We start from the raw sequence: 18,853 nt of genomic DNA on the forward strand, positions 1-18,853 counted from the left end.
CCGCTCAGCCCCTCCTACACATACCTCTCAAGGATCGAGCTCTCCGCCAACCTCGAAAGCCCCTCCCGAACCGACCGCGCCCGGGCGTCCCCGACCCCCTCGACCGCCCGCAAGTCATCCACGGTCGCCCCCAACAACTTCTGCAAGCCCCCGAAATGCTCCACCAGCCGGTCGATGACCGCCCCGGGCAGCCGCGGCACCTTCGCCAACAGCCGGTACCCCCTCGGACTCACCGCCCCCTCCAGCGCATCCGCCGTCGCGGGATACCCCACCCCGCGGGCGACCAGCGTCAGATCGAGCAACTCCGTCGCCGAGAGGCGGTCGAGATCTTCGAGCACGTCCTCCACCGACCGCGACCGGCGCCCGGCCGGCAGGTAGTCACGGATGACCAGCTCGCGATCAGCGTCCACACCCGCCATCAGCTCGTCGAGCTGGAGCTTGAGCAGGCGTCCGTCGGTGCCGAGCTCGATGACGTACCCCGCGATCTCGTCGGAGATCCGGCGCACCATCTCGAGCCGCTGGGTCACCGACATCGCGTCGCGAACTGTGACCAGGTCTTCGATCTCCAGCGCCGACAGCGTGCCCGACACCTCGTCGAGCCGGAGCTTGTAGCGCTCCAGCGTGGCCAGTGCCTGGTTGGCCTTGGAGAGGATCGAGGACGTCTCGTCGAGCACGTAGCGCAGGCCGTTGACGTACAGGCCGATGATGCGCATCGACTGGCTGACCGAGATCACCGGGAACCCGGTCTGCCGGGAGACGCGCTCGGCGGTACGGTGCCGGGTACCGGACTCGACGGCCGGGATCGACGCGTCGGGCATCAGGTGCACGGCGGCCCGGACGATACGGGAGCCGTCGTTGGACAGCACCAACGCACCGTCCATTTTCGCCAGCTCACGCAGCCCGGTGGGGGTGAACTCGACGTCGAGCGGGAAGCCGCCGGTGCAGATCGCGTCGACGGTCTTGTCGTGACCGAAGACGATCAGCGCCCCGGTGTTGCCGCGAAGGATGCGATCGAGCCCGTCCCGAAGCGTGGTCCCCGGCGCGATGCGGGCGAGCGTCTGCCGGAGCTGCTCCTCGCGCTCCGTCCCGACCACGGCTGTACCTCCAGGTATCTGATTCTCCGGCAGTCTACGGCGGCCACACCGCTCTTCGTGGTGTGGGCCAGCTGGCGGCACCGTGTCGGAGTGCCGACAGAAGCCAGGATGCCCACCGGGGGCAAGGGCAATACGTCAGGACAGGCTACGCATGGTTGCGCTGAACGCGTGCCCCAAAGCGGCGCGGATGTCGTCGACTTCGGTCACCCGGATGCCGGCCGGCTTGCGCTCGACCGAACCGGATGGCACCAGCGCCTGTTTGAACCCCAGCCGCGCGGCCTCGGCGAGCCGGCGCTCGACCCCGCCCACCCGCCGGACGTCGCCGGAGAGGCCGAGCTCGCCGATCGCCACCAGATCGGGCGGCAGCGCCTGATCGCTCGCCGCCGACGCCACCGCCAGCGCGATCGCCAGATCGCAGGCCGGTTCGGTGACCTTGGCGCCGCCGACGGTCGCCGTGTAGACGTCTTTCTCGGCCAGCCGGACCCGGCCGCGCCGATCGGTGACTGCGAGGATCATCGCCACCCGGGCCGAGTCGAGCCCGCTCACCGCCCGCCGGGGCGTCGGCAGCGGCGACGGTGCCACCAGCGCCTGCACCTCGGCCAGCATCGGCCGGACGCCCTCCACCAGCACCGAGACGCAGGTACCGGGCACGGCCTCGCTGTGCCGGGTGAGGAACAGCCCGGACGGGTCGGCCAGCCCGCGGATGCCCCGGTCGTGCATCTCGAAGCAGCCCACCTCGTCGGACGGGCCGTACCGGTTCTTCACCGCGCGGACGAGTCGGAGCGTCGAGTGCCGCTCGCCCTCGAAGTGCAGCACGACGTCGACCAGGTGCTCGAGCACGCGCGGGCCGGCCACGTTGCCGTCTTTCGTTACGTGGCCGACGAGGATCGTCGCCATGTTTCGGGCCTTGGCCGACGCGATGAGCGCCGCCGTCACCGCCCGGACCTGGGTGACGCTGCCGGGCGCGCTGTCGAGCGCGGGCGACGAGATCGTCTGCACGGAGTCGACGACCAGCAGGCCGGGGGAGACCGCCTCGACGTGGCCGAGCACGGCCGAGAGATCGGTCTCGGCGGCCAGGTAGAGCGCGTCGTGCAGCCGGTCGGTGCGATCGGCCCGCAGCCGGACCTGGGCCGCGGACTCCTCACCGGTGACCACCAGCGCCGGCGGCCCACCGGCGGCCGCGTACCGGTGCGCGACCTCGAGCAGCAGCGTGGACTTACCGACGCCGGGCTCACCGGCCAGCAGCAGCACCGCCCCCGGCACCAGGCCGCCGCCGAGCACGCGGTCGAGCTCCTCGACCCCGGTGGGACGCGCCTTGGCCGCCCGGACGTCGACCTCGCCGATCGGCCGCGCGGGCGACGTGACCGGGCCCGGCCCGACCTGCTTCAGCGCTACCGGCCCGGCGCCGACCTCGTCGATCGTGCCCCAGGCCTGACACTCGGGGCACCGCCCGACCCACTTGGGCACCGTGTTCCCGCACTCCGAGCAGCGGTACGCGGGCCGTTCACGAGCAGCGGTACGGGATGGCATGCGAGGAACCCTACGGCGCCGATACGACAAAAGGCCGGGGCCCACAAGGGCCCCGGCCTCCAGATCAGGACCTACTCTTCCGAACCCTCACCCGAATGCGTCAGCGACGTCCGCGGCAGCGGCGTGCCGGGCGGCGCGAACGGCAGCGTCAGCGAGACGTCGCCGGCCTTCTCGAACTTCAGCGTCACGGTGATCATCTGGTTGGCGTCGAGTCGGCTGCCGGTCGACACCATGACCAGCTGCGGGCCCGGCGCGTCGAGCGCGACGAACTTCCCGGCCGGGATCTCCAGCGGCAGCGTCGTACCCGGGCTCGCGGTCGGCACCGCCGAGACGACGACCGGCGACGGCGTGCCCCGCGACGGTGCCGGGCTGGGCTGGCCGTTGCTGAGCGTCGGGGTCGGCGTTCCGCCTTCGACCGCACCGGACGGGGTGTTGGTGGCTCCCGCGGGGGTCGTCTCACCGGCCGACGGCGAGGCGCTCTCGGACACCGCCGCGCTCGGCTCGGCCGACGGCGTCTCCACCGACTGGCCACCCTCCGGCACGACCTGCAACTGCACCGACTGCGTCAGGTCGGCCGACGCCGAGACCAGACGGTCGGCCGACGCGCCGTTGTTGACCAGACGCATCCGCAGCGGCACGTCGCTGCCCGCGGGCCAGGTGACGCCCTCGGCCGGGAACGCGATCAGCGCGTCCCGGACCGCGATGTCGCCGACGGTCGCGTCGATGCCCTGGATGGCCGGGACCTTCATCGCCGTCTCGGCGACCTGGCCGGCACTGCACCCGGTCAGGGCGGCCGCGCCGACGAGGCCAAGCGTGATCAGGGTCGCGGCTCGGCGGCCGCGCCGCCTCGGGACTCCGGCTGACCGAGTGGTCGAGCGGCTCACGGCGGCTTCCTCTCGTGTGCACACCTCGGGTATCTACGGTGTGTAGACCGGCCTTAGCGTAGTGTCTGGTCCGTTCAGCCCTGCGCATCGGGTCGGCGCGCCGCGCGCCGCCCCCCAAAACTGCAGCTCAGCGCAGCGACGCCCCGCTCAACAGCAGGAGGCAGACGTCGACCGCGGCCACCACCAGAACGGCCCGGAACAGGGCCCGTGACCCGGGCCGACGCCCGGCCACCGCCCCGGCCGCCAGCACCAGCGCACTCAGCGCCAGCAGGATCCAGGCCAGAGCCCGGGGCGGCCCGGAAGGCCCGAACACCAGGAGCACGCCCACCAGCCCCATCAAGAACGCGGAAACCACCTCCGACGCCCGCCGGCCCAGCCGGTGCGGCAGCCCGGCGATACCGGTCGCCGCGTCGTCCTCCAGGTCGCCGAGCACGTTGGCGAAGTGCGCCCCGACGCCCAGCGCCGCACCGGCCACCCACAACCACGCCGGCGGCCAGGAAGCGCCGGACCCCCCGAGCGTCACGAACGCCGGGGCGGCCGCGAACGCCAGCGCGTACGGCACGGCGGAGAACGGCGTCGCCTTCAGCCGGGCGTTGTAGGCCAGCGCGCACCCGACCGCGGCCAGGTGCACCAGCGCCGCCCGCCAACCGGACAGGAACGAGAGCGGGACGCAGAGCACGGCGGCGATCAGCGCGGCCCGCCCGACGAGCGACCGGGACACGGCTCCGGCGGCCACCGGCTTGTCGGTCCGCCCGACGGCGGCGTCGCGCTCGGCGTCCAGCCAGTCGTTGTGCCAGCCGGTCGTCAGCTGCCCGGTCAGGACGGCCGCGGCCACCGCCACCAGACCGGGGAGGGCCCGGCCCGAGGCGGCCGCCAGCGCGGTGACGCCCGCGGTCACGGCGAGCGCCGGTTCCGGATGGCAGGACCGGAGGAGTGCCGGGAGATCCCTCACTCAGCGGATCGTCAAGGCAGCCAGCTCCGGGCGCAACGTGGCCGGGTCGGTGACGTTCGGCACGATCCGCCGGATTCGGCCGTCGGTGCGGACCAGGACCGCGGTCGGTCCGGTCGCCGAGACGCCCGCTATCGCCGTTCTCGACATCGCCGACGGATCAGCCAGCGAAACCAGCCGACCGGCCGAGAGTCCCGGAATCCGTGTAATCGCCTGACTACTCTCGGTAATCCAGACGACGGTGAGCTGGGTTTCGTCGGTGGCGGTCACCAGTTGATTCCGAACTACGGAACACGTGGTGCACCCGGCCGGCGAGATGAGCAGTACGGCCGGACGGAACTCACGCAGCGACGAGGTCATCCCGCCGTCGCCCGACAGCGACAGCGACGGCACCAGCCCGCCGGCCACGCCGACGGCGACGCTCGGGCTGGCCAGCGGCTCGCGACGGGGCGGCCGGCTCGGTTTCGGCAGCACGATCACCATCAGGCTGCCGATCGCCGCGACCAGGAACAGGATCAGCGCGAACAGTGGCCCCGACAGCCCCGGGCGCAACCACCGACGCCGACGCCGAAGACGTCTCTGGGCTGCGATTTCGGCCTGGATCGAGGCGATCTCGTCGGACAGGTCACGAAGGTCGTCGGGGACGACGATCGTGCCCCACTCCGGCGGCAGGCCCCGGATCTCACCGTCGTGACCAGGACCGTCACTGGTCGGCTCGTCACTGTCAGATCGGCGGCTCATCGGCGCCTCCACCACGCTCTCGCCCTACTGTGACCGACCGATCGACCGTGCGCCACCTCAGTCCCAAATCAGGGGAGAAATCATTCGATCCGGGCCCGGAGCGCCTGCGTCGGGGCTGCGTCGGTCGACGGGGGATGATTCACGTTCTCGGGGCCCGCCACCTACGGAATCCGTAGTCAGGGGCCTCCCGTAGGGGTCTCACCTGAGCTGCGACCAGGCAATACACCCAGGTCGAAGGCGTTGCGGCCGATCTCACATCGTGGGCCTACCGGCTCGGCCCACCGTCCTTTGTGTGGGGCTCGGCGACCGACGATGACCAGCGGACCGATCAGAAACCACGCCCGCGTGTCAAGCTTCCAAGAGTTTTGTCACGTCCCCTGACCTGCGGTTTCAGTGGCATGGACCATGCCCGAACCCGGTGACGCCGTGTTATCCTTGACACAGCGAAAGGGGTTTCCGACTCATGACTTTCACCGTCGGCGAGACCGTTGTCTACCCCCACCACGGGGCCGCTCTCATTGAGGCCATCGAAACCCGGGTCATCAAGGGTGTCGAAAAGCAGTATCTCGTCCTGAAGGTCGCCCAGGGTGACCTCACTGTGCGCGTCCCGGCTGAGAACGCTGAGATCGTCGGCGTCCGTGAGGTGGTGGGCGAGGAGGGTCTGGACAGGGTCTTCCAGGTTCTCCGCGCTCCCCACACCGAGGAGCCGACCAACTGGTCCCGTCGCTACAAGGCCAACCTCGAGAAGCTCGCCTCCGGCGATGTGAACAAGGTGGCCGAGGTCGTCCGTGACCTTTGGCGGCGCGACAAGGAGCGCGGCCTCTCCGCTGGAGAGAAGCGCATGCTCGCGAAGGCCCGTGACATCCTCGTCGGCGAACTCGCCCTCGCCGAGGGAACCGGTAAGGACGACGCCGAGCAGCTGCTCGACAAGGTCCTTGCGTCCTAACTCCACACAGGACACCGTTGCGCTCGTCCCGGCCGCTGGCCGGGGCGAGCGTCTTGGTCCCGGGGCCCCGAAATCCCTGCGCCACCTCGGGGGCGAACCGCTGGTCGTGCACGCGGTCCGGCGGCTGGCCACGGCGAGCAGCGTGGCCGCGGTCGTCGTCGCCGCTCCGCCGGGCGCGTCCGAGACGGTCCGCGAGCTGCTCGCGCCGGTCGTGATGACCGCCGAGCTGATCGTCGTCGAGGGTGGCGACACGCGGCAGGCTTCGGTCGCTGCGGCGCTCGCTGCCGCGCCCGGGCACTGCGACATCGTGCTGGTCCACGACGCGGCCCGCGCGCTCGCTCCGCCGGAGCTCGCCGACGCGGTCGCCGCCGCGGTCCGCGACGGCCACCCCGCCGTCGTCCCGGTGCTGCCGGTCGTCGACACGGTCCGGCAGGTCACCGCGTCCGGTTCGTCGACGATCGACCGCGAGGCGCTCCGGCTCGTCCAGACCCCGCAGGGGTTCTCCCGGTCGGTCCTGGCCAAGGCCCACGCCGAGTGCGACGACGCTTTGACGGACGACGCCGGGCTGGTCGAACGACTCGGCCTCCCCGTGCACACCGTGCCGGGGCATCCGAACGCGCTGAAGGTCACGCGCCCGTTCGATCTGGTCGTGGCCTCGGCGGTGCTGGCCGCCGAGGGCGGCATGGCAGGCTCGCCGGTGTGACGACGACACCAGAGCCCCTTCCCGATCTCGACATCCCGGACGCGCTCGGCGCGCAACTGCCGGCGCCCGTGAGCCCGGCACCGGTCAGCCCGGCCCCGCTGGGTGCACCGCTGCTCGTCAGCGACCCGGCTCCGCGGTTGCCGCGGGTGGGCATCGGCACCGACGTGCACGCCTACGACGAGAGCCGGGAGTGCTGGGTCGCTGGCCTCCACTGGCTCGACCAGCCCGGCCTCAGCGGCCACTCCGACGGCGACGTCGCCGCCCACGCGGCCTGCGACGCATTGCTGTCGGCGGCCGGCCTGGGCGACCTGGGCAGCAATTACGGCACCGACCGTCCGGAATGGGCGGGAGCGTCCGGTGTCGCACTCCTCACCGAGACCGCGCGCCGCGTGCGTGAGGGCGGCTTCCTGATCGGCAACGTGGCGATCCAGCTCGTCGGGGTCTCGCCGCGGATCGGCGGCCGCCGCGAAGAGGCCGAGGGCACGCTGGGCACCGCGATCGGCGCCCCGGTCTCGATCTCCGCGACGACGACCGACGGCCTCGGCTTCACCGGCCAGGGCGAAGGCCTGGCCGCCATCGCGACCGCGCTCATCCTCGCCGGCTGACACACGAAACCTCGCCGGGTGACGCACGAAACCTCAGCCCTTCGGGTGGATTGTCGGTGAGGTGCGCGGCAGCATCGCGCGCGCGTGCGGCTACCCCGATACCCTGCGGAATGTGAACCGGTCGGAGGATGACCCGCTGCTGGCTAGTTTGCTCGCCGCAGTGTCGGCCGCGTCGAACGACGTTCCGCTGCGCCTGCACGTCGCCGGTCTCCTGCTCGACCGCGGCCGCGCCGCCGAGGCCCTCGAGCACTGCTCGACCGTGCTCCGCACCGACCCGGCCAACGAGGAGGCGATCGCGCTGCTGCGCCGCGCGTCGGCCGAGCTGGGCGCGGCCCGCCCGGGCAGCCGGGTGGCGGCCGACCGCCCCAGCGCCGACCCCGCGATGGTCGGCCGCTCCGGTTTCGATTGGGACGCCGCCGAGGCCCAGGTCCAGGACTTACCGCAGGCCGACCAGGTGCCCGACGGGCTGCCCGATCCGGTCGGCCCCGGTGACGTCGACGGCGTCGTCGTCACGGACCTGACGCTGGCCGACGTGGCCGGCGCGATCGACGCCAAGCAGCGGATCGAGCGCTCGATCGCCCCGGTGCGCAACCCGGCGTTCGCCCGCGCGTTCGGCATGCGGACGACCGGCGGCGTCCTGCTCTACGGGCCGCCCGGCTGCGGCAAGGCGTTCCTGGCCCGGGCGATCGCCGGAGAACTCCGCGCCAGCTACTACCGGGTCGGGCGGGAAGACGTCCTCGACCGGCCGACGACCACCGTCGCGGCGATGGCCTCCAGCTCGGCGGCCGAGCGGCGGCTCCGGGCCGTGTTCGCCACCGCGAGGCGGTCGGCCCCGTGCGTCCTGTTCCTCGACGACGTGGACGCGATCGGCCCGAAGCGGTCGCGGCTCCAGAACCCGAGCATGCTGCGGACGGTCGTCAACCAGCTGCTGTTCGAGTTCGACTCGCTGGCCCGCGGCGACAGCGGCGTGTTCGTCGTCGCGTCGACCACCCGCCCCTGGGACCTCGACCCGGCCCTGCGCCGGGCCGGTCGGCTCGACCGGATGGTGCTGGTCGGTCCGCCCGACGCCGCGGCCCGGAGCGTGATCCTGCGCTACCAGCTGCAGAATCGCCTGGTGGCCGACTTCGACCTGGGCGTCCTCGCCGAGGCGACCGAGGGGTACTCGGCCGCCGACCTGCAGCGGGTCGTGGAGTCAGCGGCCGACTCGGCACTCTCGGACTCGCTGCGACTCGGCCAGGCCCGCCCGATCGAGGAGAAAGACCTGGCCGCCGCGGCCCGGCGGGTGCGCCCGAGCGTCGGCGTCTGGCTCGACCTGGCCCGAGCCGCCGCCGGCCCCTCCGACGGCAGCTACGAAGACCTGCACGCCTACCTCAGGATCCATCGCCGGAAGCAATGACCGCCCGGTACCAGTCGTAGGACGCCTTCGGGGTCCGGCGCAGCGTGTCGTAGTCGACGCGAACCAGCCCGAATCGCTTGTCGTAGCCCTCCGACCACTCGAAGTTGTCGAGCAGCGACCAGCAGAAGTACCCCCGGACGTCGACCCCGGCGGCCATCGCCGCGTGAACGGCCCGGAGGTGGGCGTCCAGGTACGCGATCCGGTCGTCGTCCTGCACCCGGCCGTCGGGATCGGGACGGTCGTCGTACGCGGCGCCGTTCTCGGTGACGTAGATCGGCGGCAGTGCGCAGCCGTACTGGGTCACCAGGCCGGTCAGCAGCTCGGTGAACGCCTCCGGCACCACCGGCCAGCCCATCGCGGTCGTCGGAGCGCCCGGATACTCGACGATCTCGGTGCCGAGCTGCTCCGGACCGCCCGCGCGCACCCGGTGCGGGTTGTAGAAGTTCACACCGAGGAAGTCCAGCGGAGCGGAGATCAGCGAGAGGTCGCCGTCGCGGATCACGGAGAGATCCGCGCCCCGGTAGACCGCGGCCAGCTCGTCCGGGTACCGGCCGGTCAGCAGCGGATCGTTGTAAGTGCGGTTGTGTAGCAGATCCAGTACCCCGGCGGCCAACTCGTCCTCCGGGGACGACGACGCCGGATGCACCGGCGCGAGCGCGTTCGTGACCCCGACCCGGCCGGCCACGCCCCGCAGCGCCTGCACCGCCAGCCCGTGCCCCAGCAACTGGTGGTGCGCCACCGGGAACGCCCCCGCCAGCAGCCGGTGGCCGGGCGCGTGCGTGCCGAGCGCGTACCCGAACGCGGTGACGACGAACGGCTCGTTGAGCGTGATCCAGTACCCGACCCGGTCGCCCAGCCGGTCCGCGACCAGGGCGACGTACTCCGCGAACCGCTCCGGGATCTCCCGCTGCAGCCAGCCGCCCCGGTCTTCCAGCGCCTGGGGCAGGTCCCAGTGGTAGAGCGTGGCCGCCGGAGTGATCCCGCGGGCGAGCAGGCCGTCGACGAGCCGGTCGTAGAAGTCCAGACCGCGCTGGTTCGCCGGCCCGGACCCCGTCGGCTGGATCCGCGGCCAGGCGATCGAGAACCGGTAGGCGTCGACGCCCAGCCCGGCCATCAGGTCGAGGTCCTCGTCCGAGCGGTGGTAGTGGTCGTCGGCGACGTCGCCGGTGTCGCCGTTGTCGGTCCTTCCCGGCGTGTGGCTGAACGTGTCCCAGATCGACGGGCCGCGTCCGTCCTCGGTGACCGCGCCTTCGATCTGGTATGAAGCGGTCGCCACTCCCCAGACGAAATCAGCTGGGAACTGCGGGAATCCCGTCATGGCGGCAGCCTAGTCAACTAATTGGGTGCGATCGTCACGCGAGTTAAAGCCGTTGTTTCGGCCGGATAAGGTAGTAATAGCCTGAATTGTCCACCGGTTAGCGCCAGGTGTGTCGATAGTCATACAGTTGAGGTGGAAGGAAGGACGTGATTTAGATGTCGCTAGCTGTGGCGGCCGAGGCGCTGTTCGTCAGTCCGCTGCAACCCTCCGAGCACCCCAGCCCGGAGCAGGTGGAAGCCGCGATCGACGACAGCCTGCGTAGCTACGGTGGCCCGTCGGGTTGTGCCTGCTGGCTCGCGGCGGAGTACGGGGAACATCCAGAAATTGCTGCTGACCGGATGCGGTGGGCGCTAGAGCTCACCACCAACTAAGAACGGGGCGACCCTCTTCAGGGCCGCCCCGCCGCATGCTCACCCAGCTTTGTACGCCTCGTCCATTCGCGTCAGGACCTGGTCCGGTGAAGCCTTACCCGCGAACATGTCCTGGATCGCGGCGAAGTGCACGTTCTGGACCTTGGGGTTCGGCCAGAGCTGGTCCATGAACGGCACCGTCTTGCCCGCCTTCTGGGCGTCGAGCAGCGGCTGCAGTGCCGGGTCGACCTTGAACTGGTCGTTCGGAATACCCGGCAGGTTGCCGGTCGCGGTTGCGTACGCGTTGATCGCTTCCGGGGTCCCCAGGAAGTCGATGAATTCCAGCGCCAGCTTCTTGCTCTTGGTCTTCGCGTTCACCGCGTAGGAACCGCCGGCCGCACCGGGCAGCTGGGTGTCGCTCGCGTTGTCGGTGGCCGGCACCGCGAACATTCCGAATTCGGTTCCGCTCGGCGCTTCGGCCTGCAGCTGGTTCAGGCCCGACGTCACGTAGATCATGCCGACCGACTTACCGCCGGCGACCTGCGAGATCGCGTTCTCGACCGAGGTGCCGAGCGGGTTGGCCGAGAAGCAGCCGCGTTTGTTCATCTCGAGGTACTTGTCGAGCGTGGGCTTCCAGGCCGAGGACGCGAACGTCGCCTTGCCGTCCTTCATCTGCTGGGCGAAGTCCGGCGTCTTGCCGTAGACCAGCGTCGAGGCCAGTGCGTAGTCGGCGAGCTGGGTGACCCAGTTCGTCTGGTTGCCCAGCGCGAACAGCACCTTGCCCTTGGACTTCGCGGTGTCGCAGAGCGTCAGCATCTCGCTGTAGGTCGTCGGCTCTTTGCCGCCGATGTCGGCCAGCGCCTTCTTGTTGTAGAGCGCGCCGATGCCGGCGAACGTCTCCGGCACCACGTAGGTCTTGCCGTCGACCACGGTGACCGGCTTGATCCCGCTCGGGATGTCCTTCACCCACGGCCGGTCGGACAGGTCCAGCAGGTAGCCGCTGGGCGCCAGCACCTCGATCGCGCCCGGGTTGCCGTTGCCCGGCCAGGCGAAGAACACGTCCGGAGCGGTACCGCTGGCCAGCTGCGTGCGCAGCGTCCCCTGGTACTGGTCGGTGTCGGCGTAGGAGGTCGTGAAGTTCACGTCCGGGTGGTTCTTCTTGAACGCGGCGATCAGGGCCTCGGCGCCGGCCTTGTCGCTGGCCACCGACGCGAGCTTGAGCGTGCCGCCGCTGCTGTCGCCGCCGTTGTCGTTGGCCGCGTTCGTGCCGCCCGCGCAGGCCGCCGTCAGCGCAGTGAGCGCCGCAACCACAGCGGCGGTCAGGAACCGCTTTCTGATGGACATCAGTGTCCCTTCTTGGGGGTGGGGGGTTGAGCGGTGAAGCGGTAGGTCCCGGACTCCAGCCGGAGCTGCGCTCCGACGGCCTCGCCGTCGGCGTCCCGGACCGACGAGGGATCCGAGGTGGGAACGGTCAGCTCCGCGGTCGAACCCGGCGGAATCTCGACGTCGACGACGACCTCGCCGTCGGCCAGGCGCCAGCCCGAGGCGACCCGCCCGCGGACCGTCTCCTGCGAGGCCCGCGCGAACCCGAGGCGGCCGCCGATCGTCGGCCGGAGGACGAGCGACCGGTAACCGACCGAGTCGGGCGCCTGGTCGATGCCCGCCACGCCGCCGTAGAGCCAGTCGCCGATCGATCCCAGGCTGTAGTGGTTGAACGAGTTCATCTGGGCGGCCTGGAAGCCCCGGTCGGCCGTCCAGCCGTCCCAGCGCTCCCAGATCGTGGTCGCCCCGTGGACGATCGAGTACCCCCACGACGGGTACGTGTCCTGGTGCAGCAGCGCGTAGGCCAGGTCGGCCCGCCCGTGCGCGGCCAGCGTCGGACAGAGCAGCGCCACACCCACGAACCCGGTGGTGAGGTGGTGGTCCCGCTTCTCGACGTCAGCGGCGAGCCGCTCGAACGCGGGCTCGACCAGGTGCGAAGGCAGAAGGTCGAACGCGAGCGCGAGCAGGTAACCCGTCTGGGTGTCACCCACGACCCGTCCGTCGTCTTCGACGAACGCGTCGATGAACGCGTCCTTGATGCGCGCGTGCAGGTCCTCGTACGGTTGCGCGTCCTTTTTTATTACGCGTGCCGCGCTGGCAATCAGCGCCGCGCTCTGTGCGAAGTACGCGGTAGCCAGGAGAGCTCGCGGCGTGTCCGCGTCCACCTGCAACCAGTCCCCGTAGTTGTTGCCGGTCCGGTTCCGCCAGATCAGGTCGGGGTTGTGGCGGTGCACGTGATCGACCCAGGCAGCCATCGAGTCGTACGAGCGCTCGAGCGTCCGCACGTCGCCGTAGACCCGGTACAGCAGCCACGGGATGATCACGCCGCCGTCGCCCCAGGCGGGTGCCCCCTCGGTGAGCATGGCCACCCGGGGCGCGATGTCGGGGAACACCCCTTCGGGCGTGGTCGCCGCCCGCACGTCCGCGAGCCAGCGGGCGAAGAACGCCTGCACGTCGGCGTTGCGCATCGCGGTCGGGGCGAAGATCTGGGCGTCGGCGAGCCAGCCCAGCCGCTCGTCCCGCTGCGGGCAGTCGGTCGGCACCGAGACCCAGTTGCCCCGCTGCCCCCACCGGATGTTGCGGTGGAGCTGGTCGACCATCTCGTCATCGCACTCGAACGTCCCGGTGAACGGCGTGTCGCTGTGCAGCACGCGTCCGACGACGTCCTGCGCGTGCAGCAGCCCGGGGTAGCCGACGACCTCCACGTACCGGAAGCCGTGGAACGTGAACGTCGGCTCGAAGACCTCGACCGGCTGTCCCGCCGCGAGGTAGACGTCGGTCGCCTCGGCCGTGCGGAGGTTCTCCAGGTAGAGCTCGCCGTCCTCGAGCACCTCGGCGTGGCGCAGCCGGATCCGCTGCCCGGTCTTCGCTCCGCGGACCGTGAGACGGACCCGGCCGACCAGGTTCTGGCCGAAGTCCACCAGGTGCCGGCCGTCGCCGAGCGCGGTGACCGACACCGGGTGCAGCTCCTCGGTGACCCGGACCGGTTCGTCGGGCTCGGCGACCAGGTTCGCCGGATTCGGATCGACCACCCGGACCGGTAGCCAATCGTTTGCGTCGTAGCCGGGCGCGTCCCAGCCGGGCTGCGCCCGGGACGCGTCCTCGTACTGGCCCATCAGCAGGTCGGCGTAGCGGATCGCCCCCGGCCGCTCGACCCACTCGCCGTCGGTGTCGATCGTGCGGGTCGAGCCGTCGGCGAACTCCAGCACGAGCTGGGCCAGGAACTGCGGGGCGGCACCGTAGTGCTGGGCCTGGTGCCGGCTGTCGAAGCCGACGAACCCCGACCACCAGCCGTCGGCGACGACCGCCCCGAGCACGTTCTCGCTCGCGGTGACCAGGTCGGTGACGTCGTAGGTCTGGTAGAGGATCCGGGTGCCGTACTCGGTCCAGCCCGGCGCGAGCTCGTGGTCGCCGATCTTTCGGCCGTTGAGGCGGGCCTCGTAGACGCCTCGGGCGGTGGCGTAGAGGCGGGCCCGTACCGGGGCGTCGTCCAGAGTGAAGGAGCGGCGCAGGTGCGGCGGGGCCGGCAGGTGTCGGGTGCGGTCGGTGAGGTCGTCGACGACCGGCGGATCGAACGGCGGGTGCACGTGCGGGTTCCGGTCGATCCAGACCGCGGTCCACTCGTCCGGGTGCAGCAGCGCGGTCTCGAACCAGGAGTCGGCGGCGCCGGCCTCCTCACCGTCGGCATTCCAGACCGTGACAGTCCACTCATACCGGGCGCGGGAGCGCAGCACGGAACCGCCGTAGGCGATTCCGGAGTTCTCCGGAGACTCGACCCGGCCGGAGTCCCAGCGTTCGGTGCCACCCTCGGTGACGCGGATGCGGTAGGCGGTCTGAGCGTCGCCGTTGCGATCCGAGCGCAGGCGCCAGGACAGTAACGGCGACTTCTCGTCGATGCCCAGCGGCGTCGCGCGGCCGTCAGTACTCAGTGCGTACGGGGTCAGCATGGTCAACCCTTCAGCCCTCCGGCGAAGCCCTTGATGATGTGACGTTGCATGGCGAAGTAGACGAGCAGGATCGGCAGCGAACCGATCACCAGACCGGCGAAGACCAGCTCCCACTGCGAGACGTACTGGCCGAGGAAGCCGAAGATCGCGACCGGGATCGTCTGCTGGGTGCTGCCGCTCAGGTACAGCAGCGGGGTCAGGAAGTCGTTCCAGACCAGCACCGCGTTGAGGATCACGACCGTGCCGGTGATCGGGCGCAGCAGCGGGAACACGACGCTGCGGAACGCCTGGAACGGCGTGCAGCCGTCGAGCAGCGCGGCTTCCTCGTAGTCCCGGGGCAGCGCCCGCAGGAACCCGACGTAGAGGAACGTCGCGAACGGCACCTGCAGGCCGCTGTAGAACAGCACCAGCGCCCACGGCGTCCCGAGCAGGTGCAGGTCGCGGATCGTCTGGTAGAGCGGCAACAGCGCGAGCTGGAACGGCAGCAGCAGGCCGAGCATGATCAGCAGGAATGCTCCGCGCGACCAGGCCGCGGTCACCCGGGCCAGCGGGTACGCGGCCAGCGAGGAGACGATCACGATCACGACGACGCTGGCGATCGTCACCAGCGCGCTGTTCGCGATCGCGCCGCCGAGACCGGCCTGCTGCCAGGCGTCCGCATAGTTCTGGAGCGTGGGGGACGTGGTGAGGCTGGCCGCCGACGACGGGTCGTGCGGGTCGCGTAGCGACAGGTTGACCAGCACGTAGAGCGGGAACGCGAACGCGACCGTCACCGCGAGCATCAGCAGCTCGAGCAGGAAGCTGCGCCAGGTGTAGGACCTCATCGGGAGCTCTCCTCCTGGCGGCGGAGCAGCCAGTACTGGCCGCTGGAGATGATCGCGACGAAGACGGTCAGCACGATGGCGAGCGCGATGCTGTAGGCGAACTCGCCGAACTGGAACGCGTCCTTGTAGATCAGCGTGGAGAGCGTGTCGGTCGAGTGGCCGGGACCGCCGCCGGTCATCACCCAGACCTGGTCGAACAGCTTGAGGCCGCCGATGATCGACAGCATCAGGTTGATCGTCGTGGCCGGGGCGAGCAGCGGGAACACGACGTGCCGGAACCGGGTCCAGGGGCCGGCGCCGTCGACCTCGGCGGCCTCGTAGACGTCCTGGGGGATGCCCTGCAGGCCGGCCAGGAAGATCACCATCGAGTAGCCGGCGAACTGCCAGACGACGACCCCGACGATCGACCAGAGCGCGATGTTGGGGTCGCCGAGCCAGTCTTGTTTCAGTCCTCCGAGCCCGGTCGAATCGAGCGCCCAGTTGACCGCGCCGTCCGGGGCCAGCAGGTTCTTCCACAGCGCGCCGGTGACGACCGGCGTCATCACGGCCGGGGCGAACAGGAACACCCGCAGGACGTTCCGGCTCTTGATCCGGGTGTTGACCCCCAGCGCGAGCAGCAGCCCGACGCCGTTCTGGATGATCGTGATCGCGACCGCGATGAGCAGCGTCTGGCCGACCGCGGCGCGGGCGTCGGCGTCGTCGAGAATCGCGGTGAAGTTCTGCAGGCCGACCCAGGCCCGGTCGGGGCTCAGGCCGTCCCAGTCGGTGAACGCGAGGAGCGCGCCGCGGCCGCTCGGGACGAGCACGACGAACGCGTAGAGCGCGAGGGCCGGGAGCAGGAAGAGCCACATGGTGTTGCGGCGCTTCTTGCCCGTCGCGACCCGGGCCGTGGTGGCGGGCGGGGCCGGCGCCTCGGGCGCGGGGCGGGTGCGCGTGCGCGCAGGCATGAACTTCACCTCCGGGGCGGACAACGGTGTCGCCGGTCAGCCGATTGGAACGTTTCATCGGCCGTTCTTGGGGCAGAAGCATGCGCTACGTCACTGCCGTGTCGATAGCCCTGGATGCGCCGCCGGTAGCACGAAATTAACTTCGAGGTTTCGCGAGTATCGTGCTCCAGGTGCGCGAGAACCCGGTCGGTGAGTCCAAGTTAGGGCTCCTCTACCTGCGTGAAGGCATTCAGACGTATGCCGTGCGGTACCTGCACGCCACGATTCAGAAGACGCACACGCACAGCTTTTTCGAGCTGGCGTTCGTCCTGGGCGGGAAAGCCGCGCACGTCTCCCCGGCCGGGCGGGAGCCGATCTCCCGTGGCGACGTGCTGGTGCTGCGGCCGGGGGTGTGGCACGGATACGAGGAGTGCCGGGAGTTACGGGTCTACAACCTGTGCTTCGGTGTCGAGATCCTCAACCGGGAGCTCGCCTGGGCCCGGGAGGATCCCGGGCTGGGGTATTTGCTGTGGACCGGCCCGATGGCCGCCCAGCGTCGCGGAGTGCTGACGGCCGTGTTGCCGGACGCTCGCCTGGAAGACAGCCTGCAGCACCTGGACGCGCTGGCCGAGCTCGGGGCGGAGTCGGCGCTGACCCACCACGGGGACATGATCGCCCGGCTGACGCTGTCGCTGAGCGTCGTGGCGCGGGAGGCTGCGACGGCGAGGTCGGCGTCGGGGCCGGCGTCGGGGCCTGCGCATACCGCGGTGCTCGCGGCGATGCGGCTGCTCGAGGAGCGCCCGGAGTATCCGTGGACGCTGGCCGACCTGGCCGACGAGCTGCACCTGACGCCGGGGTATCTGGTGCGGTTGTTCAAGTCGTCTACCGGCTTGCCGCCGATGGCGTTCTTGGCCCGGCATCGGGTGGAGCGGGCGGCTGAGTTGTTGCTCGACACTGATCAGCCGGTGACGCAGATCGGGAGGTCGGTGGGGTGGCCTGATCAGAATTACTTCGCGCGGCGGTTCAAGGCGCATTTCGGGGTGACGGCGACGGCTTACCGGAAGGCGTTCGCTGAGAACAGGGCCCAGTTGAAGATCCGCCCGCGCGGCGAGCACGCGTTCTAGGGTCGGCTGCTTCTGGCGCGCGTGTCCGAGCGCTGGACGTCGTGACGTGTGACAGCGCATTCTGGCCCGACTCCGCTGCGGCCGAATCTGCCGCGGGCCGACCTTTGCCGCAGTCGGCTGCGGTGTGTCTGGAGGGGGCCGCGTCGGCATCGGCGCGAGGACTGCGGGTCGGCCGGGCATCAGCCGGCGCGCCCTCAACCCGAGATTTCCCTCGGTCGCACTGGCAGGTGATTCTGGCCGACAGGGCAAGCAGCGCTCTCTCGGCGGACCAGTCACATGGTGGACTGCCAACTCGGCTTCGAACCCCATGGCGCCCGCACCACCGATCCCTGCGTCCGCTCGCCCAGCGCCTCGGGGCTTGACCCCTGATTCTGGACATGGGCGTTGTCGGCGGAACTGCCGACGGTGCTCATCGACACGGCGACGCCGGCCGCGGGTCCGTTCGGCGGCCCGTAGAGCGTCGAGGACCAGTTCGGTGCGCCTGTGGTCGGCGATGGCCCACCCGGCCAGCCTGCGGGAACACAGGTCGATGACGGTGGTGATGTCACCGACGTAGCGCTGGTTCGGGGCCGGGGCGGTGAAGTCCCGGCCGATCAGATCGGGGGCCTTCGGCGCTGCCGGGGTCCGGGATCGTGGTGCGGGTCCGGCGGCGCAGCCGCAGCCTGCGGACACCGAGCCGGGTCATCACCCGCGCGACGCGCTTGTGGTTGACCGGGTCGCCCTGGTCGCGCAGTTCGGCGGCGATCCGGGGCGCCCCGTAGGTCGTGTCGTGCTCGGCGTGGATCTGCCGGATCCGCCCGGCTGGCAGCAGGTCGGCGGCGTCCCGGCGGGCCCGATCGGCGGCGGTGGTCTTCCAGTAGGAGAAACTCGACCGGTTGAGGCCGATGACCGCGCTGGTCTGCGACGCGGCACGTAGGAGGAGTTCCCGATTACGTGCGGGTCCGCGAGCGCCTCGTTCGGAGGACGCGAGCGAAGCTTCCACGCGGATTCGTGTCGGGTTCGGGGGTACTCGCACGCGGACGGCGGCACACCGAGCCGGAACGGCGAGAGGCACTATGCCGTCCGGTCGGCGTTCTCGCAGGTGGGGATCGGGCGGTCGCGGGCGAGACCGCCATCGAGCCAGCTGGTCGTCGGCGGTCGGCGCCGGGCCGGGCCGGGACGCCGACGGCGATCGGGTTGACCGAATGACGGGAGGACGGCTAGGGCCCCAGCCATCGCTGCACGATGCCCAGGTGCTCTGGACGGCGGGTCGGCCAGGGCTGGCCGCGGCGACCTCAGCCGCGGGAGACATGCGCGCGGCGACCTCAGACGCGGGAGAGATGCCCGCGGAGATCCGGCCGCGGGTGATAGGCGCGGGATCTGGCCGCGGAAAAGACACCCGCGGGGACCCGGCTGCGGCGGAGATGCCCGCGGGGACCCGGCCCCGGCAGAGATCCCCTCGGAAAGACCGGCCGCAGTAGACGCGCCCGCGGAG

The 18,853-nt window shown here is 70.8% G+C and carries 16 protein-coding genes and 1 pseudogene; 6 read left to right on the forward strand and 11 right to left on the reverse strand.

Annotated features, from left to right (window positions below; all coding sequences use genetic code 11):
• Positions 1-14 precede the first annotated feature (14 nt).
• The 5 genes from disA to FL583_RS36650 all read right to left on the reverse strand — a co-directional run bounded on the left by disA (position 15) and on the right by FL583_RS36650 (position 5,198).
• The gene (gene disA / locus FL583_RS36630; protein WP_205752781.1) at positions 15-1,127 is read right to left on the reverse strand and encodes a DNA integrity scanning diadenylate cyclase DisA; all 1,113 of its coding nucleotides are present in this window, start codon (positions 1,125-1,127) and stop codon (positions 15-17) included.
• 102 nt (positions 1,128-1,229) lie between these two features.
• Positions 1,230-2,624: a DNA repair protein RadA gene (gene radA / locus FL583_RS36635; protein WP_142709507.1), complete on the reverse strand. Its 1,395-nt coding sequence runs from the start codon at positions 2,622-2,624 to the stop codon at positions 1,230-1,232.
• Positions 2,625-2,695: 71 nt separating this feature from the next.
• Complete coding sequence (locus FL583_RS36640; RefSeq protein WP_142709508.1) at positions 2,696-3,508, reverse strand: hypothetical protein; 813 nt, start codon at positions 3,506-3,508, stop codon at positions 2,696-2,698.
• 127 nt (positions 3,509-3,635) lie between these two features.
• Entirely contained in the window at positions 3,636-4,460 is an 825-nt protein-coding gene (locus tag FL583_RS36645) for a UbiA family prenyltransferase (protein ID WP_142709509.1), read from the reverse strand.
• Positions 4,461-5,198: a hypothetical protein gene (locus FL583_RS36650; RefSeq protein WP_142709510.1), complete on the reverse strand. Its 738-nt coding sequence runs from the start codon at positions 5,196-5,198 to the stop codon at positions 4,461-4,463. It lies immediately after the preceding gene.
• 463 nt (positions 5,199-5,661) lie between these two features.
• On the opposite strand from FL583_RS36650, the gene FL583_RS36655 reads away from it, so the two are divergent.
• The 4 genes from FL583_RS36655 to FL583_RS36670 all read left to right on the forward strand — a co-directional run bounded on the left by FL583_RS36655 (position 5,662) and on the right by FL583_RS36670 (position 8,848).
• Positions 5,662-6,144 (forward strand): CarD family transcriptional regulator, encoded by a 483-nt coding sequence (locus tag FL583_RS36655; RefSeq protein WP_142709511.1) that lies wholly within the window; start codon positions 5,662-5,664, stop codon positions 6,142-6,144.
• On the forward strand, positions 6,134-6,847 hold the full coding sequence (gene ispD, locus FL583_RS36660; RefSeq protein ID WP_142709512.1) for a 2-C-methyl-D-erythritol 4-phosphate cytidylyltransferase: 714 nt from the start codon (positions 6,134-6,136) through the stop codon (positions 6,845-6,847). The genes FL583_RS36655 and ispD overlap by 11 nt, the downstream gene beginning before the upstream one ends.
• Positions 6,848-6,945: 98 nt before the next feature.
• Positions 6,946-7,452 (forward strand): 2-C-methyl-D-erythritol 2,4-cyclodiphosphate synthase, encoded by a 507-nt coding sequence (gene ispF / locus FL583_RS36665; protein WP_170324065.1) that lies wholly within the window; start codon positions 6,946-6,948, stop codon positions 7,450-7,452.
• A 112-nt stretch (positions 7,453-7,564) separates the two neighbouring features.
• Complete coding sequence (locus FL583_RS36670; RefSeq protein ID WP_142709513.1) at positions 7,565-8,848, forward strand: ATP-binding protein; 1,284 nt, start codon at positions 7,565-7,567, stop codon at positions 8,846-8,848.
• On the opposite strand, the gene FL583_RS36675 is transcribed toward FL583_RS36670, so the two are convergent.
• The gene (locus FL583_RS36675) at positions 8,823-10,166 is read right to left on the reverse strand and encodes a GH1 family beta-glucosidase (protein ID WP_142709514.1); all 1,344 of its coding nucleotides are present in this window, start codon (positions 10,164-10,166) and stop codon (positions 8,823-8,825) included. The two genes, FL583_RS36670 and FL583_RS36675, sit on opposite strands and share 26 nt — an antisense overlap.
• 155 nt (positions 10,167-10,321) lie before the next feature.
• On the opposite strand from FL583_RS36675, the gene FL583_RS36680 reads away from it, so the two are divergent.
• Entirely contained in the window at positions 10,322-10,537 is a 216-nt protein-coding gene (locus FL583_RS36680) for a hypothetical protein (protein WP_142709515.1), read from the forward strand.
• A gap of 39 nt (positions 10,538-10,576) precedes the next feature.
• Here FL583_RS36680 and FL583_RS36685 read toward each other — a convergent pair whose 3' ends face one another.
• From FL583_RS36685 to FL583_RS36700, 4 genes are read right to left on the reverse strand one after another with little or no spacing between them, the layout of a single operon-like run.
• Positions 10,577-11,860 (reverse strand): ABC transporter substrate-binding protein, encoded by a 1,284-nt coding sequence (locus tag FL583_RS36685; RefSeq protein WP_142709516.1) that lies wholly within the window; start codon positions 11,858-11,860, stop codon positions 10,577-10,579.
• Complete coding sequence (locus tag FL583_RS36690; protein WP_205752778.1) at positions 11,860-14,505, reverse strand: alpha-L-rhamnosidase; 2,646 nt, start codon at positions 14,503-14,505, stop codon at positions 11,860-11,862. Before FL583_RS36690 ends, FL583_RS36685 begins: the two co-directional genes overlap by 1 nt.
• A gap of 2 nt (positions 14,506-14,507) precedes the next feature.
• On the reverse strand, positions 14,508-15,329 hold the full coding sequence (locus FL583_RS36695) for a carbohydrate ABC transporter permease (protein ID WP_142709518.1): 822 nt from the start codon (positions 15,327-15,329) through the stop codon (positions 14,508-14,510).
• Positions 15,326-16,276, reverse strand: a complete 951-nt coding sequence (locus FL583_RS36700) for a carbohydrate ABC transporter permease (RefSeq protein WP_142709519.1) — start codon at positions 16,274-16,276, stop codon at positions 15,326-15,328. The genes FL583_RS36695 and FL583_RS36700 overlap by 4 nt, the downstream gene beginning before the upstream one ends.
• A gap of 170 nt (positions 16,277-16,446) precedes the next feature.
• On the opposite strand from FL583_RS36700, the gene FL583_RS36705 reads away from it, so the two are divergent.
• Entirely contained in the window at positions 16,447-17,379 is a 933-nt protein-coding gene (locus tag FL583_RS36705; protein ID WP_142709520.1) for a helix-turn-helix domain-containing protein, read from the forward strand.
• A 429-nt stretch (positions 17,380-17,808) separates the two neighbouring features.
• Here FL583_RS36705 and FL583_RS42145 read toward each other — a convergent pair.
• A pseudogene (locus tag FL583_RS42145) lies at positions 17,809-18,268 on the reverse strand (IS3 family transposase); the annotation flags it as partial.
• Between the last annotated feature and the right edge of the window lie 585 nt (positions 18,269-18,853).

Source organism: Cryptosporangium phraense (assembly GCF_006912135.1).
In the GTDB taxonomy this organism is placed as follows: Bacteria; Actinomycetota; Actinomycetes; order Mycobacteriales; family Cryptosporangiaceae; genus Cryptosporangium; species Cryptosporangium phraense.

What these genes read in the sequence shown, in the direction of transcription:
- radA (WP_142709507.1), bottom strand. Translation starts at nt 2,624, where the DNA reads ATGCCATCCCGTACCGCTGCTCGTGAACGGCCCGCGTACCGCTGCTCG.
- FL583_RS36650 (WP_142709510.1), bottom strand. Translation starts at nt 5,198, where the DNA reads ATGAGCCGCCGATCTGACAGTGACGAGCCGACCAGTGACGGTCCTGGT.
- FL583_RS36655 (WP_142709511.1), top strand. Translation starts at nt 5,662, where the DNA reads ATGACTTTCACCGTCGGCGAGACCGTTGTCTACCCCCACCACGGGGCC.
- FL583_RS36675 (WP_142709514.1), bottom strand. Translation starts at nt 10,166, where the DNA reads ATGACGGGATTCCCGCAGTTCCCAGCTGATTTCGTCTGGGGAGTGGCG.
- FL583_RS36680 (WP_142709515.1), top strand. Translation starts at nt 10,322, where the DNA reads ATGTCGCTAGCTGTGGCGGCCGAGGCGCTGTTCGTCAGTCCGCTGCAA.
- FL583_RS36685 (WP_142709516.1), bottom strand. Translation starts at nt 11,860, where the DNA reads ATGTCCATCAGAAAGCGGTTCCTGACCGCCGCTGTGGTTGCGGCGCTC.
- FL583_RS36690 (WP_205752778.1), bottom strand. Translation starts at nt 14,505, where the DNA reads ATGCTGACCCCGTACGCACTGAGTACTGACGGCCGCGCGACGCCGCTG.
- FL583_RS36695 (WP_142709518.1), bottom strand. Translation starts at nt 15,329, where the DNA reads ATGAGGTCCTACACCTGGCGCAGCTTCCTGCTCGAGCTGCTGATGCTC.
- FL583_RS36700 (WP_142709519.1), bottom strand. Translation starts at nt 16,276, where the DNA reads ATGCCTGCGCGCACGCGCACCCGCCCCGCGCCCGAGGCGCCGGCCCCG.